General features: G+C 61.6%; 16 protein-coding genes. 6 read left to right on the top strand and 10 right to left on the bottom strand.

The window, feature by feature from the left end; translation table 11 throughout:
* Positions 1-131: 131 nt before the first annotated feature.
* Positions 132-1,238: an aldo/keto reductase gene (locus tag NKI41_RS10315; RefSeq protein ID WP_352471651.1), complete on the bottom strand. Its 1,107-nt coding sequence runs from the start codon at positions 1,236-1,238 to the stop codon at positions 132-134.
* A 54-nt stretch (positions 1,239-1,292) separates the two neighbouring features.
* Entirely contained in the window at positions 1,293-1,721 is a 429-nt protein-coding gene (locus tag NKI41_RS10320) for a nuclear transport factor 2 family protein (RefSeq protein WP_352471652.1), read from the bottom strand.
* A 114-nt stretch (positions 1,722-1,835) separates the two neighbouring features.
* Between NKI41_RS10320 and NKI41_RS10325 the strand changes: the two genes are divergently transcribed.
* Positions 1,836-2,786: a LysR family transcriptional regulator gene (locus tag NKI41_RS10325; RefSeq protein WP_352471653.1), complete on the top strand. Its 951-nt coding sequence runs from the start codon at positions 1,836-1,838 to the stop codon at positions 2,784-2,786.
* Here the strand turns inward: NKI41_RS10325 and tsf are convergent.
* The 5 genes from tsf to NKI41_RS10350 form a co-directional block, all read right to left on the bottom strand.
* Positions 2,776-3,699, bottom strand: a complete 924-nt coding sequence (gene tsf / locus NKI41_RS10330) for a translation elongation factor Ts (protein WP_352471655.1) — start codon at positions 3,697-3,699, stop codon at positions 2,776-2,778. The genes NKI41_RS10325 and tsf overlap by 11 nt on opposite strands.
* Before the next feature lie 119 nt (positions 3,700-3,818).
* The gene (gene rpsB / locus NKI41_RS10335; RefSeq protein WP_031211288.1) at positions 3,819-4,616 is read right to left on the bottom strand and encodes a 30S ribosomal protein S2; all 798 of its coding nucleotides are present in this window, start codon (positions 4,614-4,616) and stop codon (positions 3,819-3,821) included.
* Between the two features lie 204 nt (positions 4,617-4,820).
* Positions 4,821-5,099, bottom strand: coding sequence for a DUF4031 domain-containing protein (locus NKI41_RS10340; RefSeq protein WP_352682960.1), 279 nt, complete (start codon positions 5,097-5,099; stop codon positions 4,821-4,823).
* Positions 5,100-5,141: 42 nt separating this feature from the next.
* Positions 5,142-6,440, bottom strand: coding sequence for a lysophospholipid acyltransferase family protein (locus tag NKI41_RS10345; RefSeq protein WP_352540569.1), 1,299 nt, complete (start codon positions 6,438-6,440; stop codon positions 5,142-5,144).
* Between the two features lie 135 nt (positions 6,441-6,575).
* A complete protein-coding gene (locus NKI41_RS10350; RefSeq protein ID WP_023674927.1) occupies positions 6,576-7,403 on the bottom strand; it encodes a cell envelope integrity EipB family protein in 828 nt (275 codons plus the stop codon).
* Positions 7,404-7,541: 138 nt separating this feature from the next.
* Between NKI41_RS10350 and NKI41_RS10355 the strand changes: the two genes are divergently transcribed.
* The 4 genes from NKI41_RS10355 to NKI41_RS10370 all read left to right on the top strand — a co-directional run bounded on the left by NKI41_RS10355 (position 7,542) and on the right by NKI41_RS10370 (position 10,556).
* Complete coding sequence (locus NKI41_RS10355; protein ID WP_352448812.1) at positions 7,542-8,006, top strand: RidA family protein; 465 nt, start codon at positions 7,542-7,544, stop codon at positions 8,004-8,006.
* Between the two features lie 14 nt (positions 8,007-8,020).
* On the top strand, positions 8,021-8,749 hold the full coding sequence (locus NKI41_RS10360; RefSeq protein WP_023674925.1) for a glycerophosphodiester phosphodiesterase: 729 nt from the start codon (positions 8,021-8,023) through the stop codon (positions 8,747-8,749).
* A gap of 40 nt (positions 8,750-8,789) precedes the next feature.
* Positions 8,790-10,004: a GNAT family N-acetyltransferase gene (locus NKI41_RS10365; RefSeq protein ID WP_352682816.1), complete on the top strand. Its 1,215-nt coding sequence runs from the start codon at positions 8,790-8,792 to the stop codon at positions 10,002-10,004.
* Between the two features lie 120 nt (positions 10,005-10,124).
* On the top strand, positions 10,125-10,556 hold the full coding sequence (locus tag NKI41_RS10370; RefSeq protein ID WP_352502384.1) for an HIT family protein: 432 nt from the start codon (positions 10,125-10,127) through the stop codon (positions 10,554-10,556).
* 93 nt (positions 10,557-10,649) lie between these two features.
* On the opposite strand, the gene clpA is transcribed toward NKI41_RS10370, so the two are convergent.
* The 3 genes from clpA to NKI41_RS10385 all read right to left on the bottom strand — a co-directional run bounded on the left by clpA (position 10,650) and on the right by NKI41_RS10385 (position 14,055).
* Positions 10,650-13,118: an ATP-dependent Clp protease ATP-binding subunit ClpA gene (clpA, locus tag NKI41_RS10375; protein ID WP_352613749.1), complete on the bottom strand. Its 2,469-nt coding sequence runs from the start codon at positions 13,116-13,118 to the stop codon at positions 10,650-10,652.
* A 6-nt stretch (positions 13,119-13,124) separates the two neighbouring features.
* Positions 13,125-13,451 carry an ATP-dependent Clp protease adapter ClpS gene (clpS, locus tag NKI41_RS10380; RefSeq protein WP_023717744.1) on the bottom strand — a complete coding sequence of 109 codons (327 nt, stop codon included), beginning with the start codon at positions 13,449-13,451 and terminating at the stop codon, positions 13,125-13,127.
* Between the two features lie 274 nt (positions 13,452-13,725).
* Positions 13,726-14,055 carry a phasin family protein gene (locus NKI41_RS10385; protein WP_352471661.1) on the bottom strand — a complete coding sequence of 110 codons (330 nt, stop codon included), beginning with the start codon at positions 14,053-14,055 and terminating at the stop codon, positions 13,726-13,728.
* Between the two features lie 298 nt (positions 14,056-14,353).
* Here NKI41_RS10385 and NKI41_RS10390 point away from each other — a divergent pair, with 298 nt between their 5' ends.
* Positions 14,354-15,742: an SPOR domain-containing protein gene (locus NKI41_RS10390; protein WP_352682819.1), complete on the top strand. Its 1,389-nt coding sequence runs from the start codon at positions 14,354-14,356 to the stop codon at positions 15,740-15,742.
* Positions 15,743-15,774: the final 32 nt, after the last annotated feature.

A 15,774-nucleotide genomic window follows, 5' to 3' on the forward strand; every position in this document is an offset into this window, starting at 1 on the left:
CCCCCCCCCCGCGGGGGGGCCCGGCCGGCCGGCGCCCCCCCCCCCCCCCCGGCCCCACCCCCCCCCCCCGCCCGCCCCCCCCCCCCCCCCCCCCCCGAGCCGGAAGTTGAGATCGTGGACCTGGATAGCCGTCAGCTCACGCCGGCAAAAGTGCCTCGCATGAGCAGATCCGGCAGATAGCTTGCCGGCTTACCGCCAACCGCCTGCCCACCGGTCAGGCCGCCTTGTATTTCAGGGCCGAAGAACGAATACGGAAAGGGCGTGACCGGCCGGCTCACCGCATCGAGCCGTACCCGAAGATCTTCGGGAATGTCGAAATCAAGCGCGCCGAGATTGTCCTTGAGCTGGTCAAGCCTGGTGGCGCCGACGATGACGGACGCAATGCCTGGCCTGTTGGCCGTCCAGTTCAGGGCGACCTGGGCCATGCTGCGGCCGAGCTGGCCGGCAACCCTCTCCAGTTCGGCGACGATTTGCCAGTTGCGATCGGTGAATTTCTGGAAACCGGGATTGGTCGAACCACGCATTGTCTCCAGCCGGCCACCATCCTCGACGACTGTATCGAAACGGTATTTTCCGCTGAGCAGGCCGCTGGCCAATGGACTCCAGACCATGATTCCGGCGCCATAGCGCGTGCCGAACGGTACGAACTCGTGCTCGATGTTGCGCTCGGCCAGCGAATATTCGAGCTGAAGCGCCGAAACCGGTTCATAGCCGCGATGCTCGGCGACGGCCTGCGCCCGGCTTGCGTACCAGGCCGGCACGTCGGACAGACCGACATGCCGGATCTTTCCGGCGCGCACCAGATCGTCCAGCGTCCGCATCACCTCCTCCGGCGGCGTCAGCCTGTCCCAGGTATGGAGGATGTAGAGATCGATGTAGTCGGTGCCGAGCCGCTTCAGCGAACCGTCTATCGCCCGCAGGATGTTCTTGCGGCCGTTGCCCCCGGCGTTCGGGTTGCCCGGTTCGGCGTTGTAGGTGAATTTGGTACTGATCACCGCCTTGTCGCGCAGCCCGCGCTCGGCGATGAATTCGCCGAGCCAGGTTTCGGCCGTGCCACCGGTATAGAGATCGGCGGTATCGAAGAAATTGCCACCGGCTTCGACATAGGCATCAACCAAGGCGCGCGCGGTTTCCTTCTCCGCGCCCCAGCCCCATTCCGTGCCGAACGTCATGGTGCCGAGCGCCAGGCGGGTGACACGCAGCCCGCTGTTGCCGAGCGTGTAGTAGGACATGGTCATGGATTTCTCCTGAAGTTTGAAAAGCGGGATTGAGGTCTTGCCTGGGATACGCAGTCAGGCCTTGGCCAGCGCATCGACCACCACCTGGAAGCGGCGCGGATCGAAATAATCGTGGTAGGCGCTGATCAGACCGCTCTTGAAGTGGAAAATCGCGATATTGCTGTTGGTGTATTCAGTGCCGCCGATCAGCACCGCGCGGTTCTTGTACTCAACGACGATCGCGTCCGAATCCGCTGCCGGATAGATGGCTGTCAGCTGCGAATCGAAGGATTCGAAATTACCGAAGAGGCCTCGGAAGGCCGCCAGGATCGCGGCCTTACCATCGATGCTGTTTCCAAATCCTGCCGGCGGGTAGAAGACAAGTATACGGCCATCTTCAGCCCAAAGGTCGCCCCATGCCTCAATGTCCTTGCGGTGCATCAGATCAAAGAATTTACGCACGGTCTCGATATTACGGGTTCGTCCGGAATCGAGGTCGGTCATTAGACGTCTCCTTGGCTGCTCGGCGATTGCCGTGTGATGTAGCCAAAGATGCGCCCTCCTTTCCCCACCGATAAGATTGCATTATCCGAATGGACTATGCGATACCATGCATGAATGGACCGCGATCTGCTTAGCCACCTACCTATAATCGTTGCCGTCGCGCGGCGTGGCGGCTTCGCGCCGGCAGCCGCCGAGCTCGGCATGAGCCCGTCAGCGGTCAGCCATGCGGTTCGGCTGGTAGAGGAGCGAATCGGCCAGCCGTTGTTTGCCCGCACCACGCGCAGCGTCTCGCTGACCGAGGCTGGCACCGCGCTTGTCGCTGCGGCGGAGCCGGCGCTGGAAGACATTGCCGACCGGATCGAACGTATCCGCTCTGTCAAAGGCCGGGCAAGCGGACTGCTCAGGATAAACGCGCCGCGTTTGGCGCTGCCTCTGGCGCTGATGCCCATCCTGACGGCGATGGCGGAACGTTACCCTGACGTGACGGTGGAGATCGTCACCGACGAACGTCTGAGCGATATCGTCGGCGAGGGTTTTGACGCCGGCATCCGGCTGGGCGAGATGATCGCCGAGGATATGGTGACGGTGCGACTGACAGGGCCTTTCCGCAGCATCATCGTTGCCTCGCCGGCCTATGTCGCCCGGCGCGGGCGGCCATGGGCGTTGGCCGATCTCGCCGTGCACAACTGCATCGGCTATCGGCTGTTGCGATCACGTGCGCTCTATCACTGGGATCTATCCGATCAGGGCAAGGATATCAGCGTCGAGACACGCGGCAGCGTGGTCGTCAGCGATCCGCTGTCGGCAAGGGAAATGGCGCTTGCCGGCATCGGCCTCGCCTATCTGTTCGAGCCGCTTGTCAAGCCTGACATCGAGGCAGGCCGGCTGGTCGAAGTCCTTGGCGAGGCATCGATCGAGGAACCGGGACTGTTCCTCTATTTCCCGCGCCGCGCCGCGATGGCCCCGAAGCTCCGCGCCTTCATCGACACCGCGCAAGAAATCGGCCGGGCATCCTCGCGGATACCCGGCCGAAAAAAGCCTTTCAAACGAATAGTTACTTCTTGACCGCTGCCGCGACTTCCGCCGCGAAATCGGTCTCTTCCTTCTCGATACCCTCACCGAGCGCGAAGCGCAGATAGGCAGCGATTTTGGCTGGCGCGCCTATTTCGCTCTCGGCATCCTTCAGCGCCTTCTCGACGGTAATGTCGGGATTGAGCACGAAAGCCTGCTTGAGCAGCACGACCTCTTCATAGAACTTGCGCAAACGGCCTTCGACCATCTTCTCGATGATCGCTTCCGGCTTGCCGGACTGGCGCGCCTGGTCGGCGAAGATCGCCTTCTCGCGTTCCACTGCGGCCGGATCGAGCTCTTCGGTGGTCAGGGCCATCGGATTGGTGGCAGCGACATGCATGGCAACCTGACGGGCGAAGGCGTTGGCGGCATGCGCGTTGCCCGTCGTCTCGATGGCCACCAGCACGCCGAGCTTGCCAAGGCCGTCGGCGACCGCATTGTGAACGTAGGTTGCGACAGCGCCGTGCTCGACCGTGAGCTTGGCCGAGCGGCGGAAGCCCAGATTCTCACCGATGGTGCCGACAGCGTCCTTGATGGTCTCGGCGACCGATTTGCCCGATCCCGGATAGGGAGCGGCGGCAACGGCCTCGGTCTTGCCGCCATAGGCAAGCGCGACCTTCGCGACATTGGCGACGATCTCCTGGAACGCAGCATTGCGGGCAACGAAGTCCGTCTCGGAATTGACCTCGACGATCGCTGCCTCGCGGACGCCGGAATCTACGCCGATCAGGCCTTCGGCAGCGGTACGGCCAGCCTTCTTGTCGGCCTTGGAAATGCCCTTCTTGCGCAGCCAGTCGATGGCTTCTTCCATATTGCCGTTGGTCTCGTTCAACGCCGCCTTGCAGTCCATCATGCCCGCGCCGGTCAAGTCGCGGAGTTCTTTGACCTGTGCAGCCGAAATGCTCATTGTCGCCTCTTTGTCTAAATGCACTGACGCACCATCGATTTTCGATGATGCGCCTGGTGCTGGTAGCGCTTACCGCGCCAACATATTGGAAAGATGAAGGCCGCAGCCGGCCTTCGCTACTATGCTTCCGGGGTCTGGGCTGCCGGGCTCTCGGCGGCCGGGGTCTGATCGAGCGCCGGCTCGACCGGAGCCTCGACCGATGCGCCGATATCGACACCGAGCGCGCCCTGCTGACGGGCGATGCCGTCGATAGCTGCCTTCGCGATCAAATCGCAATACAGCTGGATGGCGCGGGCCGCGTCGTCATTGCCGGGGATCGGGAAGTCGATCTTGTCCGGGTCGCAGTTGGAATCGATGATGGCAACGACCGGGATGCCGAGACGCTTGGCCTCGAGAATGGCGATCGCTTCCTTGTTGGTGTCGATCACGAACATCAAATCGGGCGTCGAACCCATATCCTTGATGCCGCCCAGCGCCTTGTCGAGCTTCTCACGCTCGCGGTCGAGGTTGAGGCGCTCTTTCTTGGTCAGGCCCTGAGCCTCGCCGGCCAGCATTTCGTCGAGCTTGCGCAGGCGCTGGATGGAATTCGAGATCGTCTTCCAGTTGGTCAGCATGCCGCCGAGCCAGCGCGAGTTGACATAGTACTGGGCCGAGCGCTGCGCGGCATCGGCGACGATGTCGGAGGCCTGGCGCTTGGTGCCGACGAACAGCACGCGGCCGCCCTTGGCAACAGTGTCGGAAACCTGCTTCAGCGCCTGGTGCAGCAAAGGCACCGTCTGCGAGAGGTCGATGATGTGGATGTTGTTGCGGGCGCCGTAGATATAGGGCGCCATTTTCGGGTTCCAGCGGTGGGTCTGGTGGCCGAAGTGAATGCCAGCTTCCAATAGCTGGCGCATGCTGAAATCAGGCAGAGCCATTCTTATTTCCTTTCCGGTTAGCCTCCACGGACACAGGCATTTTTGGACTTTGTCCTCGAACGCCACCGGAGGTTTCAGCCGGATTTCTCCCGGGCAGACACCAAAGTCCGTGTGTGGAATGAGCGCGCATATAGAGGGGAAGCGCGACAAACGCAAGCGTTGTGGCATCTTGTGGTTCAGCGCGCGGCGATCAGCGCACCAGTGTCATCCCCGCATCTTCCCCTTCGGCACCCGCACACGCCGGAAAACGGCGACGATCTCCTCGCGGCTGCACTCGATGGCGCCTAACCGCACTGCGCGGTCGCGCTCGAACCCGGTTATGTCATAGTGCGGTGCCGATGTCTTCGGCGGTCCTTGGTAGGACGCGCGCTTGATGCCGAGCTGCCCGGCAAAGCGATGCAGCTCGTCGGTGTCGTCTGCCAGCAGATGACACCAGCGGTGGCCGACCCATTTCCAGATCGCCGCATCGACATAGACCGCCACAGGCTTGCCGCACTCCTTCATCTTGCGCCGACCAACACACCGCTAACGATGATAGAAGGGATTGGCATAGAAAATGAAGCCGCCGCCAGCCTCGAGTTGCGTCATCGTCTTGGTGACGGTCTCCTGCATCCGGTCGTGCAGTTCGGCGAGTGCCTCCTCGACGGAGCCTTGATAGGCGTGCAAGCCTAGCGGCTCCGGTACCCGGACATAGGCGCGACGTGGGCCTGCCGGCTGCGGCACGAAACGGTTGATCGCATCGCGCAGCGTACCCTTGCAATAATCGTTGCGGATCCGCTTCAAATGTTCGGCGATCTCCTCCTGCGTGATGCGCGGGTTGGCTGAGGCCCACGGCCCGACACGCTGCAGGCGCTGGATCGCATCTGCCAGCGTTCGGACCTGCTTCTGGCTTCCGCTGCCATCCGTGCTTTCCCGCAGCCAGCGCCGCGAACGGCGCAAAAGGTCGGCATTGTCGAGCGTGCCGGCGTCGACCGAGACAAGTTCGGCAAGGCGACGGCCGAGTTCGGTCAGCAGGTCCTTTTGACGTGCGTCATACGAAGCCCGCTCATCGGACCGCAGGCCATATGCAGCCTCATCGCGCGACAGCAACGTCGCATAGATATGATGGATGCGCTCCGGCAGCGAATCGGCGGCACGGCGTTCGATTTTCAGGCTGTGCTCGACATAGGCGCATTCCTTTGCCAGCGCTGCCTCGACATTCCCCGTGAAAGCAAGCTTCCAGATCACGGGCGCGATCCAAACCTTGAAATCCGGATCCGTCAGGCGGCCGCGCTTCAACGCCTCGAACCCCATTTCGACCGCGCCCGGCAGCAGCGGGGCAATGATGTTGGCATGCCAGCCGACACCGCCTTCGGGATGCAGGAGCACGCCGTGCCCCTTCAGCGCCCAGGCCACCGAATGTTCCTTGGCGGCCGCGCTGTTGCCCGGGATTTGCGCGATCAGATTGTTGGCCAACCAGAATTTCTGCATCAGCCGGCCAAGCCCGTTGACGACGCCGTGCGTGGCCCAGGATGCCGCCAGCGGGCTTACCCGCGAGACGACCTCCTTGTCGATCATCCAGTCGGTAAAGAATTCAGGATGGTTGGGCGTGATGAACGTCGCCTTGCCCGCGCCGCAACAAGCCTTCAGCCTTTGCCGGTCATCCTCCGGAAAATCGATGTGGCGGACATTGGCGACGCCGCGCAAACCGGCCAGACGGTTGAATGGCAACAGGTCGCGAAACCCCGGAATGCCGTGCAGCATGACAATCCGGTTGACGAATGTCATAGCGTTGATCAGTGTCGCATTGGGCCGCGGCGCCACAAAAACGTCGATCCTGCTCAACCTGCTCCCCCGCGGCGCATACCGTAATAAAACGTTGATAGGCAATTGCGGCATGCTCAAGTCGATGCGACTTGCCCCGCAAGATTAAGCGCTACTATCCCGGATAGCGGCCGGCGGCTTGCCGTTCACTCGAGCTTATTTAGACGGGCAGGTCTTAGGCTGATCGAACAGTGACAGATTGACCAATTTGCCGGTCATCGAGAACTCGCCATAGTCCATGACGAGATCGCGCGTGATGCCGTTCTTGTGCAGCTTGAAGCTGATCCGGTATTCCGGCACCTCCTCGCCGCCTTTGTCGGCATCATCGAAATAGGCGATGTCGACCGGCCAGTATTTGTCGGTGGCGAGCTTGGCCAGCGCCGGCGCTTCCGGATCGGCATTGTCGGCATCGGCTTGCTTGCCGACGACGACGGTGGTGGTCACCACCTTGTTGGCGTCCTCAGAGCCGTCGAACAGGTTGGTTTCGTAGAAACGCTCGCCCTTTTCCGCCTTGCCGATCATTTCGACCATTTGCTGGGTCGGGAACTGGGTCGGCGCGAGTTCCAGGCTGTTCTTCTCGGGCTTGTCGATATCGACCTTGAGACCGTTGGCTTCCTTCGTTGCGGTACCCTTGACCTCCTTGTCGAGGTTCTGGTCGACAAAGGATTTGTTGACGAAGGAGAAGGTCTTGCCCTCGGCATCCTCGAAGGTGGTCATCTGCTGGTCGGTCAGCCTTGTGTTGTCGCTGGTTACGATCTGGGTCACCAAACGGAACTTTACCGTATAGCCCTCGCAAGGCGAGCCGTTGAACTCGTAGACCATGCGGCCGGTGATGCCGGTGATGCCGGAACGGTCTGAGGCCTTGTCGAGTGAAATGTCGTAAACAGCACGATGCGCCTGCAGCGCAGGCACGGCAAAAGCGGGAGCCGCCCAGGAAGCCGCTGTCAAGAGAACGGCGTTGAATGCAAGGCGCGTTGCGCGCATGGGGTGCTCCGATCATCGCGGCTAGTGGCAAGCCGCATGGAAAGATGGTCCAGCTTAAAAAAAGTCGTGGCGGAAGCGAGGCAAAAATAGCAATTTCGGCCCGGCCTGCGCGGCACCTTCAAGCAATAGGGAAATAGCATGAGCGAAACAATCGAAAAGCGGCTAAGCGATCTCGGCGTGACGCTGCCGGCCGCCGCCGCGCCCGCCGCCAATTACGTGCCCTATTGCCGGACCGGCAATCTGCTGTTCACCGCCGGGCAGTTGCCGCTCAAGGAGGGCAAGCTCCAGGCGAGCGGACTGCTTGGCCGCGATGTCGACACCGCGACCGGCAAGGAAGCCGCAAAATACTGTGCGATCAACATCTTGGCCCAGGCTCAGGCGGCACTTGGCGATCTCGAGAAAATCCGTCGCTTGGTGAAGATCACTGTCTTCGTCGCCTCGGCACCGGATTTTGTCGAACAGCATCTGGTTGCCAACGGCGCCTCGGATTTTCTCGCCGCCGTGCTCGGCGATCGTGGCAAGCACGCTCGCTCCGCCGTCGGCACCGCCTCCCTGCCGCTTAATGCCGCAGTGGAAATCGAAGCGATCTTCGAAGTCGAATGACCGGGACTGCAACCATGACCGATCTTTCCTGGCTGACCGCCCGGCCCGTCGCCCATCGCGGCCTCCACGACATGAACAAGACGCGCTGGGAGAACACCCTTTCCGCCTTCGCTGCGGCGGCCGAGCGCGGCTACGCGATCGAATGCGATGTGCACCTGTCATCCGACGGCGTCCCCGTTATCATCCACGATGGCGATCTGCGGCGGCTGACCGGCGAGGACGGCTTCGTCTGGCAGCGTACGGCTGCAGAGATCACGGCGCTGAAGGTCGGCGGCACCGCCGACCATTTGCCGACGCTGCAGCAGGCGCTTGATCTGGTCGACGGCCGTGTGCCGATGGTTGTCGAACTGAAAGGTGCTGCCGGGCATGACGAAGGCCTGGTCGAAAGCGTCGGCAAGATGCTCAAGCATTACAAGGGCAAGACCGCGATCATGTCGTTCGACCATTGGCTGATCCGCGAGTTCCCGAAATATGCACCCGGCATACCCGGCGGGTTGACCGCCTACGGCAACGACAACCACCTGATCGAGGCGCATTTCGCCATGCTGGCGCATGACATCGCCTTCACCTCCTACGCTGCCGGCGACCTGCCGAACCGGTTCGTCTCCTTCGTGCGAGAGAGACTCGGTATGCCGGTGATCACCTGGACCGTGCACGACCAGCCTGCCGTCGACCTGACCTTCAAATATGCCGACCAGATGACGTTCGAAGGATTCGAGCCCGATCTGGTACGGCTTGCCTGAGCGGGCTTGTATGGGTCCGCAGCGAGCTTAGGTAAGCCTCATGGATCAAGGGGACGACTGTGAAAGACAAACGGCGAATGCGGAGCTGTCGATCCGCATCGCCGCGGGCATCGGCGCCTTTACCAGCGCTGAATGGGACAGCCTCGGCGGCACTACACGCGGCGATGCAGAATACGGCTACAACCCGCTTGTCTCATTCGCTTTTTTGAGCGCGCTGGAAGATTCCGGCTGCGCTGTTCGGCGCACAGGCTGGCAAGGCCATCACCTCAGGCTGGAAACCGCGCGAGGCATGTTGCTCGGAGCGGTCCCCTGCTATCTGAAGTCGCACAGCCAGGGCGAATATGTCTTCGACCATGGCTGGTCGGACGCGTTCGAACGCGCCGGCGGGCGCTACTATCCGAAGCTGCAATGCGCGGTGCCGTTCACACCCGTCACCGGCCCTCGCCTGCTGGTCGGCAGGGGCGAGGACATCCCCACCGTCAAGGCCGGTCTTGCGACCGGCCTGAAGGCGGTGACGGATAAGCTCGGCGTGTCTTCCGCGCATGTTACTTTCGCGCCGGAGGACGACGTCCAGGTATTGGCGGCGGCCGGCTTCCTGCATCGCACCGACCAGCAGTTTCACTTCTTCAACGAAGGCTTTTCGAGCTACGACGATTTTCTCACAACGTTAGCCTCGCGCAAGCGCAAGGCAATGAAGAAAGAGCGGCGCGAGGCCCTCGCCGACGGCATCTCGATCGACTGGCTGACCGGCAAGGATCTGACCGAAAAGGCCTGGGACGACTTTTTCGCGTTCTACATGGATACCGGCAGCAGGAAATGGGGCCGGCCCTACCTCAACCGCGATTTCTTCTCACTTATCGGCGAACGCATGGCCGACGACATCCTGCTGGTCATGGCCAAACGCAGCGGGCGCTACATTGCAGGTGCCATCAACTTCATCGGTTCAGACGCGCTCTACGGCCGCAATTGGGGCTGCATCGAGGACCACCCGTTCCTGCATTTCGAGGTCTGCTACCATCAGGCGATCGATTTCGCCATCTCGCGCAAGCTGAAGGTGGTTGAAGCCGGTGCGCAGGGCGAGCACAAGCTGGCGCGCGGCTACCGGCCCGTGACGATGCATTCGGCGCACTACATCGCCCATCCAGGTCTGCGCAATGCAGTGGCCGACTACCTCCAGCGCGAGCGGCGCGAAGTCGAGCGGATGAGCGAATATCTGGAAGAGCACACCCCGTTCCGCAAGGACATGGCGGAGTAGAGTAGCGAGCCCCAATCGCTCAGCCGAGCGGGCCGGCACGGCCGATGTCGACCGATCGTCTTGCCCGCCCGGAACAGCTTCGCTACACGAGACAGCGAGCCAAGAACCGGAGCGCGCGCCATGGCCGAAGCAACCTATGACAGCAGCAACATCTTCGCCAAAATCCTGCGCGGAGAAATCCCTTCGCACCGCGTCTACGAGGATGACGCGGTCATTGTCTTCATGGATGTGATGCCGCAAGGACAGGGTCACACGCTGGTGGTGCCGAAAGCGCCGTCGCGCAACCTGCTTGACGCGGATCCGGCGGTGCTTGGCCCGCTCTTCGCTCACGTCCAGAAAGTTGCGCGGGCCGTAAAGAAGGCCTTCGATGCCGATGGCGTCACGGTTATGCAGTTCAACGAACCAGCTTCGGGGCAGACTATCTTTCACCTTCACGTCCATGTCATTCCGCGCTTCGAGGGCATTCCCCTGAAACCGCACAGCGGACAGATGGAAAAGCCTGAAGTCCTGGCCGAAAACGCCGGCAAGATACGGATGGCGCTGGCAAGCTGAACCGGTGCAACCGCTCTGGCGGGCGCCGGGCGGTTAACCGGAAGGTGTCACAAAAAAAGCCCCGTTTCCGGGGCTTTTTTACTGGCTGGTTCGTCAGTTCTTACGCGGCAGTTGCGGCACAAGGCTGCGCTTGCCACCATCCTTGCCTTTCGGCTCCGGCTTCGGCGCCACCGCCTTTTTCGCGGCGGGCTTCTTCGCCACGGCCTTCTTGGCCTTCGGCACGTCGTCCGGCTCTTCCTTCTTCGGCTTCACCGGCGCCTCGTCGGCGAGCGATTCGAGCTTCAGGCCGGTCTCGCCGGTTTCCTTCTTCTCGACGGTGACACGTACCGTGCCGCCCTTCTTGAGCTTGCCGAACAGCACCTCGTCGGCCAGCGGCTTCTTGATGTGCTCCTGGATGACACGGCCAAGCGGCCGGGCGCCCATGCGCTCGTCATAGCCCTTGTCGGCCAGCCATGCGATCGCCTCCTGCGACAGGTCGAATGTCACGCCGCGCTCGGAAAGCTGCGCTTCCAGCTGCATGACGAACTTCTGCACCACCTGATGGATGACCGGCACCGGCAGCGAGCCGAACGGAATGATCGCATCGAGACGGTTGCGGAACTCCGGCGTGAACAGCCGGTTGATCGCTTCGACATCGTCGCCTTCGCGCTTGGTCGAACCGAAACCGATGGCCGCGCGCTGCGCATCGGACGCGCCCGCATTGGTGGTCATGATCAGGATGACATTGCGGAAGTCGATCTGCTTGCCGTTATGGTCGGTCAGCTTGCCGTGGTCCATGACCTGCAACAGGATGTTGAACAGGTCCGGATGCGCCTTCTCGACTTCGTCCAGCAACAGCACGCAATGCGGATGCTGGTCGACGCCGTCGGTCAGAAGGCCGCCCTGGTCGAACCCGACATAGCCGGGAGGGGCACCGATCAGCCGCGAAACGGTGTGGCGTTCCATATACTCCGACATGTCGAAGCGGATCAGCTCCACGCCGAGCGACGCGGCGAGTTGCTTGGCCACTTCCGTCTTGCCGACACCGGTCGGACCCGAGAACAGGTACGAGCCGATCGGCTTTTCCGGTTCCCGCAGGCCGGCCCGCGCCAGCTTGATGGCCGAGGTCAGCGCTGTGATCGCGGTGTCCTGGCCGTAAACGACGCGCTTCAACTCGATGTCGAGGCCTTGCAGCACCTTCTCGTCGTCGGCGGAAACTGTCTTCGGCGGGATGCGCGCCATGGTGGCGATCGTCGCTTCGATCTCCTTGATGCCGATGGTCTTCTTGCGCTTGGCTTCCGGCACCAGCATCTGCGAGGCGCCGGTCTCGTCGATCACGTCGATCGCCTTGTCCGGCAGCTTGCGGTCGTTGATGTAACGCGCCGAGAGTTCGACCGAAGCCTTGATCGCCTCGCTCGTGTAGCGGACCTTGTGGAACTCCTCGAAATAAGGCTTGAGGCCCTTCATGATCTCGATGGCGTCCTCGACGGTCGGCTCGTTGACGTCGATCTTCTGGAAGCGCCGCACCAGCGCGCGGTCCTTCTCGAAGAACTGACGGAACTCCTTGTAGGTGGTCGAGCCGATGCAGCGGATCGCGCCCGAAGACAGCGCCGGCTTCAACAGGTTCGACGCATCCATGGCGCCGCCGGAGGTGGCCCCTGCCCCGATCACGGTGTGGATTTCGTCGATGAACAGCACGGCGCCGGGATAATCCTCGAGCTCCTTGACGACCTGCTTCAGCCGCTCCTCGAAATCGCCGCGATAGCGGGTGCCGGCCAGCAACGTGCCCATGTCGAGCGCGAAGATGGTGGCATTGTGCAGCACTTCGGGAACGTCGCCTTCGACGATGCGCTTGGCGAGGCCTTCGGCGATTGCCGTCTTGCCGACGCCAGGATCACCGACATAGAGCGGGTTGTTCTTGGAGCGGCGGCACAGCACCTGGATGGTCCGGTTGATCTCGCTCTCGCGACCGATCAATGGATCGATCTTGCCGGCCTTGGCCTTGTTGTTCAGGTTGACGCAATAGGCAGTCAGCGCGTCCTGCTGCTGCTTCTTCTTGCCGCCTTCCTCTTGCGGCTCGGCTCCGCTCTGGCTGCCTTGCTCGTCGTCGGCGCCGCGCGGCGTCCGCGTCTCGGAAGCGCCGGGGCGCTTGGCGATGCCATGCGAGATGTAGTTGACCGCGTCGTAGCGGGTCATCTGCTGTTCCTGCAGGAAGTAAGCGGCGTGGCTCTCGCGCTCGGCGAAGATGGCGACGAGCACGTTGGCGCCGGACACTTCCTCGCGGCCTGACGACTGCACATGGATCACCGCGCGCTGGATGACGCGCTGGAAACCGGCAGTCGGCTTGGAATCTTCATCGTAGCCGGTGACGAGGTTGTCGAGCTCGGTGTCGATATAGGTGAGGACCGTATGCTTCAACTCGTCGAGATCGACGTTGCAGGCACGCATGACAGCGGCCGCCTCGGTGTCGTCGATCAGGGCGAGCAGCAAATGTTCAAGGGTTGCATATTCATGGTGCCGCTCATTGGCGAGCGTCAGCGCTTGGTGAAGCGCCTTTTCCAGGCCTTGGGAGAAAGCCGGCATGTTACCTCACTTCTTCTCCATCACGCATTGCAGCGGATGCTGATTCTGTCGGGCGAAATCCATGACCTGAGACACTTTGGTCTCGGCCACCTCGAATGTATAGACCCCGCACTCGCCCACCCCATGATTGTGAACATGAAGCATTATGCGTGTGGCGGCTTCGCGGTCCTTCTGGAAAAAGCGCTCCAGCACGTGGACCACGAATTCCATGGGTGTGTAGTCGTCGTTAAGAATGAGGACCCGATACAGACTGGGCTTCTTGGTCTTGGTTTTTGTGCGCGTGATGACGGCCGTGCCGCGACCGGCCTCATTGCCGTTGCTGCCGTTCTGCATTCGCACCACGTAGCTCGTGGCAGTCAAACCTATAGTCACGTAGTCCTGCCTCTTTCGAATCCTCATGCATGCTCGACATGTAGGTGTTCGATGGACGATTTTAAGCCCTTCTGTTTAGCTGACAATATGGCTAGGTGGCCAAACTTGACCGATTTTTCAAATCGTGAAGACCGCAGGCCCCCGATTTCGAGCTGGCATGAAAAAACCCGGCCGCGCGTTCGCGACCGGGTCTGTCTTTGCAAGCCCAAGGGCCGGCTCGGAATGTTCGTCGAATTTACTTCGCCTTGGCGACGATCGATTCGAACGGCTTGTAAGCTTCCTTGGCGAGTTCGGCATAGAGATCGCCAAGCTTGGTGGCCTCGGTGACGAAGCTCTCATAGGACTGCTTGGCATAGTCGGACTGGATATCGATCGCCTTGTCCAGCGACTTGGCGGAAAAGAGCTTCTCGACAGCGGCGCTACCGGCTTCGAAGCTTTTCTTGGTGTACTCACCGGCCTCGGCGGCGATAGCCTGCGCCCCCTTGGACAGCGAGGCGAAGCTCTTCAATCCGGTGTCCGCAAATTCCTTGCCGTATTTGCTGAAATCTTCATAGGTCTGGGTCATTTCACGCATTCCCTTGAACGGTTGCCTTGGACGATAGACGCGGCTTGTCCGGGCCGCGTTGTGCAATGCGTGTAAATATATTGTGCAGTGCACAAAAGTCAAGATTCCCGCGGCAATGCGGATCGTGAGCTGCCGGCATTCGCTAAGATTCGAATAAAGAGAAGCTCAATCCCACAGAAAATGGTGAACGAGGCGGTTACCATAAACGGATTGGTAACGCTGCCTGCGTTAGCGTGGCCGGAGGTGAGGCAGGACCCTTTGCCGCCTCCAAGGCAACGGAAATTCAAAGGAACTATCAGTGCGTAAGGCGTTGTCGGGCTTCGTTTCCAAATCCGTGTCCCCCTTCAAAACGATCATGATCCTCGCCATGGCGATGAGCTTCGTCGTCGCGGACGCGGCTTCATCCATGGCGGCCAAGTCGGCGGCCATCGTCATCGATGCCAAGACCGGCAAGGTGCTTTATTCGTCGGATGCCGATGGCCGGCGCTATCCGGCTTCGCTTACCAAGATGATGACGCTCTATCTGACGTTCGAGGCGTTGGCGAAGGGCAGGATCAGCAAGAATTCCCCGGTCGTGTTCTCGGCCAATGCCGCTGCCGAACCGCCGACGAAGCTCGGCGTCAAGCGGGGCGGCTCGGTCACGGTCGAGACCGCGATCCTGTCGATGGTGACCAAATCGGCAAACGATTCCGCAACGGCGCTTGGCGAGACGCTCGGCGGCAACGAAGCCAATTTCGCCCGCATGATGACCGCCAAGGCGCGGGCGCTGGGCATGAGGGGAACCGTTTTCCGCAACGCCAACGGCTTGCCTGATCCCGGCCAGTTCACGACCGCGCGCGACATGGCGATGCTCGGCATCGCCCTGAGAGAGCATTTCCCGCAATATTACGGCTATTTCTCGCAGCGCTCCTTTCTTTACGGGCGGCAGCGCATCAACGGCCACAATCGTCTGCTCGGACGCATCAAGGGCGTCGACGGCATCAAGACCGGTTACACCCGCGCCTCCGGTTACAATCTGGTCTCCTCGGTCTCGGATGGCGATCGGCGCATCGTAGCGGTGGTCATGGGCGGCAGGTCCGGAGGCAGCCGCGACAGCCAGATGGCCGGGTTGATCAATGCCTACATGCCGCAGGCGTCGTCGCGCGGGGGCGGGCTGCTGATTGCCAAGGCCGGCGGCGGCAATCCGATTTCAGCTTTGGCCAAGGTGCTTCTACCGAAGCATGACGCGCCGACACCGGACAGCAAGCCGGACGACGATGCCGTTGCCTCTCTTGTCGAGGAAAATGCGCCCGTCGTCGAAGAGACCGCTCCGGTCGTTCAGGCCAAGAGGGTCAAGACGACGGCTGTGTCGACGGTGGACGACGTGGCGACAGCCCGGGTCGCCGCAGCCTATGCCGAACCGGCGGCAGAGGTCGATCCGGTCAGCACGGCGTCGGTGCCATCCGGCTGGGCAATACAGGTCGCCTCTTCGCCAAAACAGGCCGAAGCGAAGGCTTTCCTCGACAAGGCGACGAAGCAGGCGCCCTCCGCTCTGACCGATGCCTCCGGTTTCACCGTCGCCTTCGACAAGGACGGTGTCACCTACTACCGCGCCCGGTTCGGTGGTTTCGGTTCGAAGACGGCTGCCTGGAAAGCCTGCAACGCTTTGAAAAAGAAGAAGATCGAGTGCTACGCCGTCCAGCAGTAAGCGGCGCGAAACGATATCTGTCCCGAAGTTCT

It is taken from the genome of Mesorhizobium sp. M0601 (assembly GCF_040320845.1).
Taxonomy (GTDB): Bacteria; Pseudomonadota; Alphaproteobacteria; order Rhizobiales; family Rhizobiaceae; genus Mesorhizobium.

Bases quoted from the DNA above. Each gene is read 5' to 3' on its own strand.
- rpsB (WP_031211288.1), bottom strand. From the start codon at position 4,616: ATGGCTCTGCCTGATTTCAGCATGCGCCAGCTATTGGAAGCTGGCATT.
- NKI41_RS10355 (WP_352448812.1), top strand. From the start codon at position 7,542: ATGAGCGAAACAATCGAAAAGCGGCTAAGCGATCTCGGCGTGACGCTG.
- NKI41_RS10325 (WP_352471653.1), top strand. From the start codon at position 1,836: ATGGACCGCGATCTGCTTAGCCACCTACCTATAATCGTTGCCGTCGCG.
- clpS (WP_023717744.1), bottom strand. From the start codon at position 13,451: ATGCAGAACGGCAGCAACGGCAATGAGGCCGGTCGCGGCACGGCCGTC.
- NKI41_RS10385 (WP_352471661.1), bottom strand. From the start codon at position 14,055: ATGACCCAGACCTATGAAGATTTCAGCAAATACGGCAAGGAATTTGCG.
- clpA (WP_352613749.1), bottom strand. From the start codon at position 13,118: ATGCCGGCTTTCTCCCAAGGCCTGGAAAAGGCGCTTCACCAAGCGCTG.
- tsf (WP_352471655.1), bottom strand. From the start codon at position 3,699: ATGAGCATTTCGGCTGCACAGGTCAAAGAACTCCGCGACTTGACCGGC.
- NKI41_RS10350 (WP_023674927.1), bottom strand. From the start codon at position 7,403: ATGCGCGCAACGCGCCTTGCATTCAACGCCGTTCTCTTGACAGCGGCT.
- NKI41_RS10365 (WP_352682816.1), top strand. From the start codon at position 8,790: ATGGATCAAGGGGACGACTGTGAAAGACAAACGGCGAATGCGGAGCTG.
- NKI41_RS10320 (WP_352471652.1), bottom strand. From the start codon at position 1,721: ATGACCGACCTCGATTCCGGACGAACCCGTAATATCGAGACCGTGCGT.
- NKI41_RS10360 (WP_023674925.1), top strand. From the start codon at position 8,021: ATGACCGATCTTTCCTGGCTGACCGCCCGGCCCGTCGCCCATCGCGGC.
- NKI41_RS10370 (WP_352502384.1), top strand. From the start codon at position 10,125: ATGGCCGAAGCAACCTATGACAGCAGCAACATCTTCGCCAAAATCCTG.
- NKI41_RS10315 (WP_352471651.1), bottom strand. From the start codon at position 1,238: ATGACCATGTCCTACTACACGCTCGGCAACAGCGGGCTGCGTGTCACC.